This is a genomic window from Allocatelliglobosispora scoriae, from assembly GCF_014204945.1.
In the GTDB taxonomy this organism is placed as follows: domain Bacteria; phylum Actinomycetota; class Actinomycetes; order Mycobacteriales; family Micromonosporaceae; genus Allocatelliglobosispora; species Allocatelliglobosispora scoriae.
In genome coordinates, this window is sequence record NZ_JACHMN010000003.1 from 206,429 (window position 1) to 220,843 (window position 14,415).

A 14,415-nucleotide genomic window follows, 5' to 3' on the forward strand; every position below is an offset into this window, starting at 1 on the left:
CTTCTCGCGCGGTGATCACGTCTGGTTCCGGGAAGCAGACCGAATCTTGGCGCGTGATCACGTCTGGTTCCCCGAATCAGACGTGATCACGCGGGCGAGGAGACGGCCAGGAGAGCGGTGCAGGCTGCGATCAGGCGCTGTCGCAGCGGAGCCGCGCGCTCGGCGAAGGTCCGCTGGCGGGCGGCGTACTCGGCGCGGCCCTCGGGGGTCTCGATCCGCACCGGGGGGTAGCCGAGATCGGCCAGGTCATAGGGGCTCGCCTGCATGTCCAGGGCGCGGATCTCGCGGGTCAGCTCGAAACAGTCCGCCGTCAGCTCGCTCGGGACCAGCGGGGCGAGCTTGTAGGCCCACTTGTAGAGATCCATATTCGCGTGCAGGCAGCCCGGCTGCTCCAGCTCCGGCTGGGACTGTCTCGTCGGGGTCAGCACGTTGAGGGACCGGGCCGGGGGAGTGAAGAAGCGAAAGGCGTCGAAGTGCGTGCAGCGTACCCCCCGGTCCTCGACGACCTGGGCCAGCGACGGCGGTGACAGGCGCAGCGGCCAGGAGTTGTGGCGGACCTCGTCGGGCTGCTGGCGGTAGACCATCGCCCACTCGTGCAGGCCGAAGCAGCCGAACTGGGCCGGGCGGGCGGCGGTCTCGCCGAGCAGCGCGGCGATCCACGCGATCGACTCCCGGCGCCGCTCGATCACGGCCGGGTCGATCATCACACCGTCGGCGACCTCGATGTAGTCGCGGGCGGTCTCGCCACCCGCCAGCACGATCCCCGCGCCCGGGTGCCAGCGGCGGAGCTGTGCCGGGCGCTGGGAGTAGTAGGTGAAGAGGAAGTCCTCGACCGGGTGCTTCGCGCCGCGCTGCCGGCGGTCGCGGTGCTGCCCCAGCCACGAGTCCACGCGCGCCTCATGGGCGGCCCGGCGCGCTCGCCACACCACCGCATCCAGCACTGTCGGATCCACCGGACCAGGGTACCCAGCGGGATTCCGACTGCCGTGGGGCGTCGATCCGCCGGGAACGGTGAAATCCCACCGGATATCGTGAGGTTGACTTGGTCGCGTGATGGGAGCAGCTGTGCGTATTGCCCGGTTCGTGCACTCCGGTGGGATGTCCTTCGGCGTTGTGGAGGGCGAGGCCGACGCGGGCGCCGAAGCGCTCACCGTCGCCGCGATCGACGGACACCCCTTCGGTGAGATCAAATACACCGGGCAGCGCTGGGCCCTCGCCGACGTGCGGCTGCTCTCGCCGATCCTGCCGAGCAAGGTCGTGTGTGTCGGGCGCAACTACGCCGATCACGCCGCTGAGCTGGGCAACGCCGTGCCCAAGGAGCCGCTGCTCTTCCTCAAGCCGACCACCTCGGTGATCGGCCCGCACGACCCGATCCGCATCCCGCCGCAGTCCAAGCAGGTCGAGCACGAGGCCGAGCTCGCCGTGGTGATCGGCGCCACCGGCGCCCGCCGGGTCGACCGCGCCGACGCGATGAAGACCGTCTTCGGGTTCACCTGCGCCAACGATGTCACCGCGCGCGACATCCAGAAGGCCGACGTGCAGTTCACCCGGGCCAAGGGCTTCGACTCGTTCTGCCCGCTCGGCCCGTGGATCACCACCGGCCTCGACGTGACCGACCTGGAGGTCCGCTGCGAGGTGGGCCGCTCCGCGGACGACATGGATGTACGCCAGCTGGGCCGCACGTCACAGCTCGTCTTCGACGTGGCGACCCTCGTCTCCTACATCTCGCACGTGATGACGCTGCTGCCCGGTGACGTGATCCTCACCGGCACCCCCGCCGGCGTCGGCATCCTCGCCGAGGGCGACATCGTCTCCGTCAAGGTCGAGGGGCTGGGCTCGCTGACCAACCCGGTGCTCAACCTGTGACCCGGGTCGCGGTGCGCCGTGCCGACCCGGATACCCGGTTTGGTTCGGGCGGACCGGTCAGGTAAAGTTCACTCCCGGCACGGTAAGCGGTCACGCGAGCAGCGCCGATGGGGTATGGGGTAATTGGCAGCCCAACTGATTCTGGTTCAGTTAGTCTAGGTTCGAGTCCTGGTACCCCAGCAAACCCGCAGCGAGATGGGCCTGATAGCCCGAATTGAAGCGGGGGAGCTGGACCTGTTAGAGTTCGGCAGGCCGCCCGGAAGGGCGGCTGACATGTGAATACGGAAGTTCCTTGGTCCCGTCGTCTAGCGGCCTAGGACGCCGCCCTCTCAAGGCGGTAGCGTGGGTTCGAATCCCATCGGGACTACAGCGATAAACAGCAGCTCGCAGGCCATCGGCCCGCGAGCTGCTGTCGTTGGGGCCCGGACTCGGAGGCTGCGGAGCTCGGACTGTCGGGTGATGCCGATCTATCGATATGGTCGGTAGCGTTCGTCGAGTGACCGGTCATGTGTTCATCAGTTATAGTCACCGGCAGGACGGCGCCTATGTCGACCGGCTGGCAGCTCATCTGACCGCCGCCGGCCTGCCCGTCTGGTATGACCGGGAGATCGTCTCCAGTCATCGGTGGGACCGGGTCATCCAGGAGAAGATCGACACGTGTGCGGCGTTCGTCGTCGTCATGACCCCGCAGGCGTACGAGTCGGAGTGGGTCTCGCGGGAGATCATCCAGGCCCAGTCCCGAGCGCGTCCCATCTTCCCGCTGCTGCTGCGCGGCGACCGGTTCTTCGCCCTTGCCAACATCCAGTCCGAGGACGTCACCGGCGGGCGCCTGCCCAGTCCGCAGTTCCTCGCCCAGCTCCGAGCACTCGCTGATGGCCGTCCGCCACAGATGGGTGCCCTACCCCTCGGTCAGCCGGTGCGTCCTGCGCCCCCGCAGGCTCCTCCCCAACGGTCGAAGCGCGCCCGCCCGCTGCTGTGGGCTGCGGTGGCGGTGAGCCTCGTCGCGGCGCTCGGCATCGCCTGCCTGGGCCCGGGGCTCTCGTTCGTGGGGACGATGATCGGTCAGTTCCCGGACCTCGGCCGGAACAGCCCCGCCCCTTCGCCGTCGACACCGGGGCAGATCGTCGTACGGGCGAGCGGCAAAGCCCCATGGACGGTCCGCGGATACGGCTACGAGTTCTCGGTCACCAGAATCACGCATGCCACCGGCCCGTTCGGACCCAACGAGGGCAAGCCGTGCCTGCTGGTGGTGGCCTCTGTCGAACGCTTCGCGGCCGAGGACCACAGGTCCATGCGGCTGGTCGTCATCGACGACAAGCACAGGATCCTCGGCGCGGACCCGTTCTCCGGGAAGGGCAGCCTGGAACCGCCGCTGCATCAGAAGACGCAGTTCGAGACCGTCGTGGTCGTCCAGGGGACCGGCGCGGCGACGCTGACGTTCACCGTTCGAGGAGCTTTCTGGCCGGATGGACAGGACTTGATCCTGGAGGGCGTCCCCGTTCCCCGCTGACGGTCTCCGGCGAGACCTTGAATGATTTCTGTCGCCAGGGCAGCACAAATCATTCAAGGTCCACGGATCTGTGCCTGGGGCGAGGACTGGGCTGGGCTAATCGATGATGATGCGGATGGGGGCGACCGAGTCCGGGGCGCTCGGAACGTTCTCCAGTGTGGACTCCGGTGCGACGGGAGCCGCTGGGGAAGGAGGGACAGGTGAGCTGGGGTGGCTCACGGTGTTCCTTTCCCGGCCGGTGAAGAGATTTGCAGCGTAACGGCTGTGCGCGAACGCCGAACCGCCCCGAACGGCCGGGACCGGTCGGGGCGGCGTGATTGTGACGAAGGCTATAGGCCGGACAGGCGCTGACCTGCTCGGACGACCGCCATGGCGTGCCGGTCGCCGGGGCGCTTGCCGAGGCGCTCGATGGGTCCGGAGACGCTGATCGAGGCGATCACGCGCCCGGTCCGGTCCCGGATCGGGGCGGAGACGCTCGCCACGCCCAGCTCGCGCTCGGCGACGGACTGCGCCCAGCCCCTACGGCGTACCTCGGCGAGGGTTTTGCCGGTGAACTTGCACCGGGGCAGCAGGGGCATGACGGCCTCGGGCGGCTCCCAGGCCAGCAGCACCTGAGCGGCGGAACCGGCCGTCATGGGCAGTATCGCGCCGACCGGCACGGTGTCGCGCAGCCCGGAGGCGCGCTCGGCGGAGGCCACGCAGATGCGCTCATCCGCCCGTCGAAGGTAAAGTTGCGCGCTTTCGCCCGTGTTGTCACGGAGCGCAGCGAGGAGGGGCTCTGCTGCGGTCAGCAGGACATCGGGAGCGGCGTTCGCCAACTCCCCTAGGCGGGGGCCTGGACGCCAGCGTCCCTGCGTGTCCCGAACCAGCATCCGATGGATCTCCAACGCCTGCGCCAGCCGGTGCGCCGTTGCTCTCGGCAGCTTGGTGCGATCAACGAGTTCAGCCAGGCTGGCGCCATCGACACAGGCGGCAAGGATCACTACCGCCTTGTCAAGGACGCCGACGCCACTCATACTGTGTCCCACACACCGAAACATACCTCCCAAAGCTTGGGATGTCCAGATGGTGGGAGATACCGTGAACAGGACCCTCGCCCAGAAGGTCTGGGACGCACACGTCGTACACCGAGCGGCCGGCGAACCCGACCTGCTCTACATCGACCTGCATCTTCTCCATGAGGTGACCAGCCCGCAGGCCTTCGACGGCCTCCGGATGGCCGGCCGTGGGGTGCGCCGACCCGACCTGACGATCGCGACCGAGGACCACAACACCCCGACCGACAATCTCATCAAGATTCTCGATCCAGTCAGCCGGACGCAGATTGAGACACTGCGTCGAAACTGCGCCGACTTCGGCGTGAAACTCCACCCGCTCGGCGATCCCGTCCAGGGCGTCGTCCACGTGATGGGGCCGCAGCAGGGACTTACCCAGCCGGGCATGACGATCGTCTGCGGTGACTCGCACACGTCCACGCACGGCGCCTTCGGCGCGCTCGCCTTCGGCATCGGCACCAGCGAGGTCGAGCACGTGCTGGCGACGCAGACCCTCTCGCAGGGCACGCCGAAGCAGATGGCCGTCAACTTCGTCGGCGACCTGCAGCCCGGCGTCACCGCCAAGGACCTGATCCTGGCGCTGATCACCCAGGTCGGCACGGGCGGCGGCCGCGGCCACGTCGTGGAGTACCGCGGTCCGGTCATCGAGGCGCTCTCCATGGAGGGCCGGATGACCATCTCGAACATGTCGATCGAGTGGGGCGCCAAGGCCGGCCTCATCGCGCCCGACGAGACCACCTTCGCCTGGCTCAAGGGCCGTCCCTACGCGCCGCAGGGCGACCTGTGGGACGCCGCCGTCGAGCACTGGCGCACGCTGCGCACCGACGAGGGCGCCCGCTTCGACACCGAGATCACGCTCGACGTGAGCTCCGTGACGCCGTTCGTCACCTGGGGCACCAACCCGGGCCAGGGCGCGCCGCTCAGCGGCGATGTGCCGGACCCGGCCTCCTTCGACGACCTGGGCGAGCGAGGCGCCGCCGAGCGGGCCCTGGAGTACATGGGCCTCACCGCCGGTCAGCGCCTGCGCGACGTCGCCGTGGACGTGGTCTTCGTCGGCTCCTGCACCAACGGGCGCCTGGAGGACCTGCGGGCCGCCGCCTCCGTCATCAAGGGCCGCAAGGTCGCCGAGGGCGTGCGGATGCTCGTCGTGCCCGGTTCCGCCGCGGTGCGGGCCGCCGCTGAGGCGGAAGGGCTCGACGAGATCTTCGTCGAGGCGGGTGCCGAGTGGCGCTTCGCCGGCTGTTCGATGTGCCTGGGCATGAACCCGGACACGCTCAAGCCGGGGCAGCGGTCGGCCTCCACCTCCAACCGCAACTTCGAGGGCCGGCAGGGCCGGGGCGGGCGTACGCACCTCGTCTCACCGCCCGTCGCCGCCGCCACCGCCGTCGTGGGACGCCTCGCCGCCCCCTCCGACCTGAACTGAGGACGCCCGATGGAGAAAATCATCGTTCACACCGGCACGGCGATCCCGCTGCGCCGATCCAACGTGGACACGGATCAGATCATCCCGGCGGTCTACCTCAAGCGGGTGACCCGGACTGGATTCGAGGACGGGCTCTTCAGCGCCTGGCGTGAGGACCCGGAGTTCGTGCTCAACAACCCGGCCTACGCGGGGGCCTCCGTGCTCATCGCCGGGCCGGAGTTCGGCACCGGCTCGTCCCGGGAGCACGCCGTCTGGGCGCTCAACGACTACGGGTTCCGGGTCGTCATCTCGCCCCGTTTCGGTGACATCTTCCGTGGCAACTCCCTCAAGCAGGGTCTGCTCACGATCGAGCTGCCGGCCGACGCGGTGGAGCAGCTGTGGGCGCGGACCGAGGCCGACCCGACCGCCACGGTCACCGTGGACCTGGAGTCGCTCACGGTCACCGCGGGCGACCTGTCGTGGGCCTTCGAGCTGGATCCGTTTGCCCGCTGGCGCATCATGGAGGGCCTCGACGACATCGGACTGACGCTGCGCAACGAGGCGGCGATCACCGAGTTCGAGACCCACCGCAACGCGTTCAGCCCCAAGGTCGCCGTCTAGGTTCCAGCGCGCAGCGCCTTCCCCGCACCGCTTTTGGGGGGTCGTTTCCACCGCATCACGGTGGAAACGACCCCCCAAAACCGTTCCCGGCGCATCTCCTTGCCCCCGTGCGGAGTTCTCCTGAAGAGCCTGACGCAATGTGGATTCGCGCAAAGCCGTGTCTTCAGGCGACACAATGCCGTTTTTCTGGCAGTTGTTTGTATATGCGTCACGTAAGGCTTACGGTGCGCGAAGAATGACTGGCACAGGTCCAGTAGGGAAAACGGAGGAAAGCCGTGAACAAGGCCGAGCTCGTCGAGGCGCTCGCCGCCCGGTTGGGGGATAAGAAGACCGCCGCCGCAGCGCTCGACGCCATCATCACCGAGATCCAGACCGCCGTGACCAAGGGCGACAAGGTGTCGCTGACCGGCTTCGGTGTCTTCGAGAAGCGGGCGCGCGCCGCGCGGACCGCACGCAATCCGCGTACGGGTGAGGCGGTCAAGGTTCCGAAGACCTCGGTTCCCGCGTTCCGCGCGGGCGCCGCCTTCAAGGAGACCGTGGCGAGCGGCAAGGGCGCGGCGTCGCCCGCGAAGAAGGCCGCCGCGAAGAAGGCCGCACCGGCGAAGAAGTCGGTCGCCAAGTCGGCGCCCGCCAAGAAGACGGCTGCCAAGTCCGCACCCGCGAACAAGGCCGTGACCAAGAAGGCGACCCCGGCGGCGAAGGCCACCAAGGCCGCAACCAAGTCTGCCACCAAGGCCGCTCCGGCCAAGAAGGTGACCGTGGCGGCGGCCAAGGCTGCTCCGGCCAAGAAGGTCGCCACCAAGGCTGCGGCTGCTGTTCCGGCCAAGAAGGCTCCGGCCGCCAAGAAGGTCGTGGCTGCTCCTGCCAAGGCTGCGGCGGCGAAGAAGGCTCCTGCTCGGAAGCGTTAGTTCGTCCTGGTTCCGTGAGGGGCGTGGCTGTTCTGCCACGTCCCTCACGCTTGTTTCGGGGTCGGTTCGGGGGTTCCGGCGGTCCTTACCGGTGGGGGTCGAGGATCGCGGTCAGCTCGCGGTTCTCGCAGCGTTTCCAGACCCGGGGGTACGCCTTGCGCAGCCTCCCGGCCGTGGCCGCCTCCCGTACGTACAGGGCTTCGGCGACCGCGGGATCGGCTGCCAGTGCCCGCCAGGCGTCCGCGGCCGTGTTGGCGTCCTGGTGCTCGCCAAGGAGGTCCTGACACCTGGCGAGGGCCCGGGTGAGGGCCTCGTCGAAGCCGGTCGCCTCCAGGGCGTAGCGGGCCTGCTTGGTGCGGATGCGCAGATTGTGCCAGCGCTCCACCGGGTCGTGCGGCCGGATCGTCCTGGCCCGGCTCGTCAGGCGCTGCCAGGGCTTGGCGAGCAGCGGTGGCAGGATCGCGGCGGCGCTGAAGTGGGCGACGCGGAGGAAGGGAATCGGCTCCGCCAGCCTCGCCAGGAGCGCGTGGTGGGGCTCCGACGCCAGGTACGCGGCGGCTGCGGCGTCGGCGTGGTCCTTGGTCTGCCGGAGCTTTCGGGCGATCTCCTCGGTGCCCGTGAGCTGGTGGTCGGCGAGGCGTTCGAGGAGGACCTCGGCGTCTCGGGCGGGGCCGAGGGCGTCGGCGAGGTCGCGTAAGCCGGTCCTTACCGGGGTGGACCAGTGGGGGTCCAGCAGGGGCTCGAAGGTGCGCAGGGTGGAGCGCAATCGGCGGGAGGCGACCCGCAGCCGGTGCGCCAGGGTGTCGCCGGGCGGGACCCGGGGCGAGTGGAGTTGGCCGACCGAGCGGGTCAGGGACTCGACCAGGACGGCTGCAGCGGTGGGTCCGGGCATGGCGGCCCGGCCTCAGACCGCTTGCGAGCGGGCCTGGAGCAGCTGCTGGAGGTCGGCGAGGCGGCCTTCTACTGTGGAGGAGCGGCGGGTCCAGACGCCGTCGGCGCCCAGATCGAAGCCGTCCGTGGTCTCGGCGAGGGCGGCGGTGAAGACCTCGCTGAGCTCGGTGACGGCGGTCTTGTCGGTGATCCTGATGATGGCCTCGACCCGGCCGTCCAGGTTCCGGCGCATCATGTCGGCGGAGCCGAGCCACCACTGCGAGGCGGCGCCCCGGCCGAAGCGGAAGACGCGGGAGTGCTCCAGGAAGCGGCCCAGGATGGAGCGGACCCGGATCGTCTCGCTCAACCCCGGTACGCCAGGGCGCAGCGAGCACATGCCCCGGACGATGAGGTCGACCCGGGTTCCCGCCTGCGACGCCCGGTAGAGGCCGTCCACGATCGGCTCGTCGACGAGCGAGTTCACCTTGAACTGGATGAGCCCCTTGTCGCCCTTGGCCGCCTGGGCCTCGATGAGCTCCAGCAAGCCGTCCCGGACACCCCGGGGCGAGGTGAGCAGGCGGCGATAGGAGGCGGGCCGACCGTATCCGGTGAGGTGGTTGAAGAGCTCCGTCAGGTCCGCGCCGACCTCGGGATCGGCGGTCAGCAGGCCGAAGTCCTCATAGAGCCTGGCCGTCTTGGGGTGGTAGTTACCCGTGCCGACGTGGCCGTAGCGGCGCAGGACGGCCCCCTCCTGGCGTACCACCAGGGCGATTTTTGCATGGGTTTTCAGGCCGACCAGGCCGTAGACGACGTGGCAGCCGGCCCGCTCCAGCGTGCGCGCCCACCCGATGTTGGCCCACTCGTCGAAGCGCGCCTTCACCTCGACCACGACGACGACCTGCTTGCCCGCCTCGGCGGCGTCGACGAGCGCGTCGACGATCGGGGAGTCGCCGGAGGTGCGGTAGAGGGTCAGCTTGATCGCGAGCACGTGCGGGTCGATCGCCGCCTGCTCGATGAAGCGCTGCACGCTCGTGGAGAACGAGTGGTAGGGGTGGTGCACCAGGATGTCGCCGTCGCGCAGCACGCTGAAGACGCTGCGTTCGCCGTCGCGCAGGCGCGGATGCGTCGCCGGGGCGAAGATCTTGTCCTTGAGGTCGGGCCGGTCGGTCTCGTTGTAGACCTGCCAGAGGCCGGAGAGGTCGAGCAGGCCGGGAACCCGCTGCACGGCCCGGGGCTGCACGTCGAGCTCGCGGATGAGCGTCTCCAGCAGGTGCTCCGACATGTGCTCGGCGACCTCCAGACGCACCGGCAGCCCGAACCGGCGCCGGGCCAGCTCGCGCTCCAGCGCCTGCAGCAGGTCCTCGTCGCGGTCCTCGTCGAGATCGACCTCGGCGTTGCGGGTGACCCGGAAGAGGTGCTGCTCGACGATCGCGACACCCGGGAAGAGCTGGGCCAGGTGCACCGCGATGAGCGCCTCCACCGGCAGGAACCGGCCGGGCGTCAGCGCGACGAGGCGCGGCACGTTCGCCGGAACCTTGACCCTGGCGAAGAGCTCGCCCTCCTTCTCCGGGTCGCGCAGCGAGACGGCGAGGTTGAGGGAGAGCCCGGAGATATAGGGGAACGGGTGCGCGGGGTCCACCGCGAGCGGGGTGAGCACCGGGAAGACGTGGTCGTGGAAGTAGGTCGCGAGGCGGTCGCGCTCGGCGCTCGTCAGGTTCTCCCAGCGCTCGATGACGATGCCCTGCTGCGCCAGGAGCGGTCCGACCTGGTCGGCGAAGCAGGCGGCGTGCCGTGCCACCAGCTCGGTCGTCGCCTCGGCGACGTGGTCGACCTGCTGGCGCGGCGGCAGCCGGTCGGCGCCGCGGACCGGCAGGCCGGTCTGCACCCGCCGCTGCAGCGCGGCGATGCGGACCATGAAGAACTCGTCGAGGTTGGTGGCGAAGATGGCGAGGAACTTCGCCCGCTCCAGCAGCGGTGTCCGGGCATCCTCGGCGAGCGCCAGCACGCGCGCGTTGAAGTCGAGCCAGGAGATCTCGCGGTTGAAGAACCGCCCCTCGGGCAGTTCCGGGGTCACGACAGTCTCCGGGAGCGGTTTCGAGGGAGGTGTCGCCTTCGCCATCTCCTCATCTTGGACCGTCACCGGCGTCGGTGGGTCGCCAATCGTAGGCTTCTGCCCGCTGCCGATCCTGCGGGGGCGTCCAGGGGTCCTGCCGGTGCCGGTCACCGGCACAGGTTGACGGACCATGGTGAAGGGAAGGTGAACACGAGTTACATGGTGGGCAGCGTCACCATGCTGATGTTTCCGTCGCCGTCACTCTCCAGCCGCAGTCGCTGGCCGACGCGGAGCAGCCGCAGACCGCCCGCGGCGAACGCGGCGCCGTCGAAGGCGACCGGCGTGCCGTCGTCGAGCAGCACGGTGCCGCTGCGGGTGTCCGGTTCGAAGCTCGCGACGGTGCCCTGCATGTCCCGCACGCTACAGGTCGAGGCCCAGCATCCGGGCCCGGGCCAGGTCCGCCGGCGTATCCACGTCGTGCCGCAGCGTCGGCCAGTCGCCGGTCAGGGCGGTCGCGCCGCTGCCCGCGTGCGCCGCCGCCGAGCCAGGTCCGAACCTCGGCTCCAACCGGTCCCCGCGCACCGCGCCCAGCAGCACGGTCCCCGTCCCCTCGGCGTCGGCGACGAACCACCGGGGGTACGCCGACCCCGCCGCCAGTGCCGCGTCCAGCTCGACCGGGACCAGGGCGCCCACGTCGCCGAGGAGCGCCGCCACGGGCCCGGTCTCGGTGTTGGCGGCGGCCCGGATCGCGGCGTTGAGCCCGCCACCGGGGTCGGCCGTGATCTCCGCACCCATCGCACCGAGCACGCTCGAAGCTTCCGCGTCCCCGGTCACCACGACGACCCGGCCGACCTCGGACGCCTTCAACGCCGCCTCGACGGTGCCGACCGCCAGCGCCAGGACGAGCCGGTCGTGGTCCAGGTGCGGTGCCGCCCCGCGCAGCCGCGACTTGCCGTCGGCGAGCGATTTCAGCGGCACCACCACCGTCCACGTCACCTGACCAGTATGTCAGCGCCCCCATCGCACCAACTCTTCAAGAGTTGGTGCGATGGGGGCGAGGGCCGGGCGGGCGGGGGATAGCCTGTGGCGATGTTCTGGTGGGTTGTGGGAATCCTCGTCGTGGCGCTCGCCGCCGTTTATGTGGTCGCTCGGCTCCGCAAGGGGGCTCCGTCGGGTGGACGCCGCCCGGTGCCGAGGCCGCCGTCGAAGCGGCCGCCGACGAAGCCGGTCGAGAAGGGGCCGACGACCGGCCCGCAGCCGGGGGAGATCTGGTGGGCCGACGTGCCTTACGAGGACGGCACCGGCCACAAGGTGCGGCCCTGCCTCGTGGTGCGCAACGGACGCAGCGTCATCGAGGTACTCAAGATCACTAGTCAGGACCAGAGCGATCGGCAGGACCACGTGCGGATCACCACGAAGACGTGGGACCCCAACGCCGATCACGACAGCTACCTCGACCTGACCGACCCGATCCCGGTGCAGGTGGCGGCGTTCGAGGACAGGGCCGGGACCCTGGATGCGCCCACGTGGCAGAAGGTACGCAAGCTCCACTCGCTCTAGCCGTCCCCTCTTTAGGGCCAACTCTTCAAGAGTTGGCCCTAAAGAAACGGGGGAACCTAGCGGCGGCGGAGGCGGGGGAGGCCGATCAGGCCCAGGGCTGCCGTGGCGAGTACGGCGATCAGGGGCAGCGGGCTCGACGGCGCCGACGGGGCGTATCCGCCTGCGGTGCCGGACTTCTCGTACGCGGAGCCCGGCTGCTTGTCGGCGTAACGGTCGTGGACCAGCCGCTGGTAGTCGGCGACCGCCATACCGGTGCCCACGGCGGAGCGGGCGTCGGCGTTGAGCGGGACGACCCGGTCGCCGCGCAGGGCGTACCAACCGTTGATCTGCGGTTCTTGAAAGAGCACCGCCCCGCTGCCGGCGGCCGCCGCGTAGCGCGCCTCGTCGTTGCCGGAGGCGATGTTCACCACCGACCAGCCGGTGGCGGAGGGCGCGGCCCAGACCGACGCGGACCTGCCGTCGGCCGAGGTCGCGGTGGTCGCGACATACTGCAGCACCGCGACCGGCGCCGACCCCGAGCGGACGAAGGCCGGGTTCAGGCTGTAGACGGCGATCGGGGCACCGCCGAGGGTCGGTGCGGCGGTGCCGGCCGGTGCGGCGAGGCCGGTTCCGCTCGTCGCACCGGCGCCGGTGGCGGCGAAGAAGCGGCCGAGAGCGGTGATCGTGGCCGGTGCGGCGGCGGCCCGGCTCGCGGCGGTGAGATCGGCGGCGGCGGGAGCGGTGGGTCCGCCGGCCGCGGCGGGAGCGGCGAGGGCGAGTGCGGCGACGATGCCGAGGCCGAGGCCCCAGCGCAGGGTGGTGGACATGGCCTCACGCGCCGATCTGGTAGAGGGAGTGGGTCCAGAAGAAGGAGCTGTTGTTGACGTAATAGCTCCAGGTGCCCCAGTTGTAGCGGCTCGACGAGGCCCACGGGTTGCCCCAGTAGACCCAGCTCTGGCTCTTGTCGTAGCCGTAGATCACCATCATGTGGCCGCCGCCGGACTGCCACTGGATCCGTGTGATGATCGGCCGGAGCGCCTCGATCTCGTTCACGACGGTGTTGTAGGAGAGGTACCCGTTGTAGTAATAGCCCGGGTCGATCCCGATCGCCGCGAACGCCGTCTGGTCGTTGCCGAGGGTCGCCTGGTTGTTGGGGCAGGACGAGTTCATCGACCGGTTGAAGGCGAGGTTGCAGAATTGGTTCTGGCTGTAGGAGTAGCCGTAGAACGCGGCGACCGTGTTGCCCGAGGCCGCCCAGCACCAGTTGGAGAGCTGCTGCGCCTGCATGGTGATGTTGAGTTTGCGCCAGGTCGCGGCAACGGCGGCGGCGGGTGCGGCGATCGGGACGGCGGCGGGGGAGGAGTGCGGGCCGGGCGATCCGGCCAGGGCGGGTGCGCCGGGCAGGGTGAGCGCCGCGAGCATCACGGCGATCACCGTGATGGCTCTGCTGCGCCGGGCCGGGCCGGGGGTGTGGTTAGACATGCGCATATGGTTTGCGCAGGCAGTGCCATGTATCAATGCCCCGGTGGCGCCCGGGGGCGACTCCGTGAATCGTGCCCGGCCGGGGGTGGCATTCCGCTGGTCAAAGTGTGAACATTCACAGGGGTTGCTGGAGGTTCGCGTGAATAACGGTCGCGATGATCTGGCCACGGTGCTGCGCACCGGGCCGTTCCATCATGCGCTGCGCGCCGCCATCGAGGTGCGCGGGCTCGCCCTGCAGCGGATCCAGGCCCGCCTCGCCGAGCAGGGCCTGCACATCGGCCTCGCCACCCTGAGCTACTGGCAGCAGGGGCGCCGCAGGCCGGAGCGGACCGAGTCGCTGCGCGCGGTCACCGCACTGGAGACGATCCTCGGCCTGCCCCCGGCCGCGCTCACCGTCCTGCTCGGCCCGCCGCGCCCGCGCGGCCGGGTGGTCGGTCTACCCCCAGGCTCCCGCCGGTACGCCGACCTGGTCGAACCCGCCGAGGCACTGGACCGGATGCTCATCGACCTCGACAACCCCGCCGACGGCCGGCTGCACACGATCAGCCTCTTCGAGGACCTCGACCTCGGCGCCGCCCGGGACGGCTGGCGCCGCCGCTGCCTGCAGGTGCTCGCCGCACACCAGGAGGTCGACCGCTACGTCACGATCTACGAGGTGGACCCCGGTGGCGACGCCGCCCGGGTCGAGGTGCGCCCGCTCGCCAACTGCCGCCTGGGTCGCGTACGCCGGGACGTCGCGGCCGGCCTGATCGTGGCGGAGCTCCTCTTCGACCGGGTCCTGCGCGTCGGCGACACCAACATCATCGAGTACGAGGTGATCGACCGCAGCGGCGTGGAGTGCCCCGGCTACCACCGAGGGGTGCGCTTCCCGACGAGGCAGCTGGTCCTCCAGGTCCGGTTCCACCCGGATGAGCTGCCGGTCCGCTGCTACCGATTCCAGCAGCGAACGGTGGGCGGCCCCGAAATCCACCGGGACGAGCTGACCCTGAGCGGCCACCGAACGGTCCACGTCATAGAGCCCGACCTCCGCCCCGGCATCATCGGCATCCGCTGGGACTGGACGTAACCCCCGAAATTCGCGTTGATCAAGGGAAGACTCGCCGCATATC

General features: G+C 69.9%; 15 protein-coding genes and 2 tRNA genes. 9 read left to right on the forward strand and 8 right to left on the reverse strand.

The features are described 5' to 3' along the window. Nucleotides 1-86 precede the first annotated feature (86 nt). Complete coding sequence (locus F4553_RS27540) at nucleotides 87-953, reverse strand: 3-methyladenine DNA glycosylase (RefSeq protein ID WP_184841562.1); 867 nt, start codon at nucleotides 951-953, stop codon at nucleotides 87-89. A 112-nt stretch (nucleotides 954-1,065) separates the two neighbouring features. On the opposite strand from F4553_RS27540, the gene F4553_RS27545 reads away from it, so the two are divergent. The 4 genes from F4553_RS27545 to F4553_RS27560 all read left to right on the forward strand — a co-directional run bounded on the left by F4553_RS27545 (nucleotide 1,066) and on the right by F4553_RS27560 (nucleotide 3,376). Beyond that, a complete protein-coding gene (locus tag F4553_RS27545; RefSeq protein ID WP_184841564.1) occupies nucleotides 1,066-1,866 on the forward strand; it encodes a fumarylacetoacetate hydrolase family protein in 801 nt (266 codons plus the stop codon). A 108-nt stretch (nucleotides 1,867-1,974) separates the two neighbouring features. Then, nucleotides 1,975-2,046 (forward strand) — tRNA-Gln (locus F4553_RS27550). Between the two features lie 114 nt (nucleotides 2,047-2,160). Further along, a tRNA-Glu gene (locus F4553_RS27555) sits at nucleotides 2,161-2,233 on the forward strand. A gap of 129 nt (nucleotides 2,234-2,362) precedes the next feature. Then, nucleotides 2,363-3,376 (forward strand): toll/interleukin-1 receptor domain-containing protein, encoded by a 1,014-nt coding sequence (locus tag F4553_RS27560; RefSeq protein WP_184841566.1) that lies wholly within the window; start codon nucleotides 2,363-2,365, stop codon nucleotides 3,374-3,376. A 329-nt stretch (nucleotides 3,377-3,705) separates the two neighbouring features. Here F4553_RS27560 and F4553_RS27565 read toward each other — a convergent pair whose 3' ends face one another. Beyond that, nucleotides 3,706-4,392, reverse strand: a complete 687-nt coding sequence (locus F4553_RS27565) for an IclR family transcriptional regulator (RefSeq protein WP_184841568.1) — start codon at nucleotides 4,390-4,392, stop codon at nucleotides 3,706-3,708. 49 nt (nucleotides 4,393-4,441) lie between these two features. On the opposite strand from F4553_RS27565, the gene leuC reads away from it, so the two are divergent. From leuC to F4553_RS27580, 3 genes are all read left to right on the forward strand, one after another. Further along, entirely contained in the window at nucleotides 4,442-5,854 is a 1,413-nt protein-coding gene (gene leuC / locus F4553_RS27570) for a 3-isopropylmalate dehydratase large subunit (RefSeq protein ID WP_184841570.1), read from the forward strand. A 9-nt stretch (nucleotides 5,855-5,863) separates the two neighbouring features. Further along, on the forward strand, nucleotides 5,864-6,454 hold the full coding sequence (gene leuD / locus F4553_RS27575; RefSeq protein WP_184841572.1) for a 3-isopropylmalate dehydratase small subunit: 591 nt from the start codon (nucleotides 5,864-5,866) through the stop codon (nucleotides 6,452-6,454). Between the two features lie 275 nt (nucleotides 6,455-6,729). After that, nucleotides 6,730-7,362, forward strand: coding sequence for an HU family DNA-binding protein (locus tag F4553_RS27580; protein WP_184841574.1), 633 nt, complete (start codon nucleotides 6,730-6,732; stop codon nucleotides 7,360-7,362). An 85-nt stretch (nucleotides 7,363-7,447) separates the two neighbouring features. On the opposite strand, the gene F4553_RS27585 is transcribed toward F4553_RS27580, so the two are convergent. The 4 genes from F4553_RS27585 to cofC are packed head-to-tail and all read right to left on the reverse strand — an operon-like array spanning nucleotide 7,448 to nucleotide 11,281. After that, the gene (locus tag F4553_RS27585; RefSeq protein ID WP_184841576.1) at nucleotides 7,448-8,254 is read right to left on the reverse strand and encodes a CHAD domain-containing protein; all 807 of its coding nucleotides are present in this window, start codon (nucleotides 8,252-8,254) and stop codon (nucleotides 7,448-7,450) included. A 12-nt stretch (nucleotides 8,255-8,266) separates the two neighbouring features. Then, complete coding sequence (locus tag F4553_RS27590) at nucleotides 8,267-10,477, reverse strand: RNA degradosome polyphosphate kinase (RefSeq protein WP_184841578.1); 2,211 nt, start codon at nucleotides 10,475-10,477, stop codon at nucleotides 8,267-8,269. A 23-nt stretch (nucleotides 10,478-10,500) separates the two neighbouring features. Then, complete coding sequence (locus tag F4553_RS27595) at nucleotides 10,501-10,695, reverse strand: cold-shock protein (RefSeq protein WP_184841580.1); 195 nt, start codon at nucleotides 10,693-10,695, stop codon at nucleotides 10,501-10,503. A 10-nt stretch (nucleotides 10,696-10,705) separates the two neighbouring features. Then, nucleotides 10,706-11,281 (reverse strand): 2-phospho-L-lactate guanylyltransferase, encoded by a 576-nt coding sequence (gene cofC, locus F4553_RS27600; RefSeq protein ID WP_184841582.1) that lies wholly within the window; start codon nucleotides 11,279-11,281, stop codon nucleotides 10,706-10,708. Nucleotides 11,282-11,374: 93 nt separating this feature from the next. Between cofC and F4553_RS27605 the strand changes: the two genes are divergently transcribed. Then, the gene (locus tag F4553_RS27605) at nucleotides 11,375-11,845 is read left to right on the forward strand and encodes a type II toxin-antitoxin system PemK/MazF family toxin (RefSeq protein ID WP_246467493.1); all 471 of its coding nucleotides are present in this window, start codon (nucleotides 11,375-11,377) and stop codon (nucleotides 11,843-11,845) included. A gap of 56 nt (nucleotides 11,846-11,901) precedes the next feature. Here the strand turns inward: F4553_RS27605 and F4553_RS27610 are convergent, their stop codons facing one another. Together F4553_RS27610 and F4553_RS27615 are read right to left on the reverse strand one after the other, a co-directional pair. Then, complete coding sequence (locus F4553_RS27610; RefSeq protein ID WP_184841584.1) at nucleotides 11,902-12,651, reverse strand: hypothetical protein; 750 nt, start codon at nucleotides 12,649-12,651, stop codon at nucleotides 11,902-11,904. 4 nt (nucleotides 12,652-12,655) lie between these two features. Then, nucleotides 12,656-13,306, reverse strand: a complete 651-nt coding sequence (locus tag F4553_RS27615; RefSeq protein WP_246467494.1) for a papain-like cysteine protease family protein — start codon at nucleotides 13,304-13,306, stop codon at nucleotides 12,656-12,658. A gap of 139 nt (nucleotides 13,307-13,445) precedes the next feature. Between F4553_RS27615 and F4553_RS27620 the strand changes: the two genes are divergently transcribed. Then, on the forward strand, nucleotides 13,446-14,372 hold the full coding sequence (locus F4553_RS27620; protein ID WP_184841588.1) for a hypothetical protein: 927 nt from the start codon (nucleotides 13,446-13,448) through the stop codon (nucleotides 14,370-14,372). Nucleotides 14,373-14,415 lie beyond the last annotated feature (43 nt).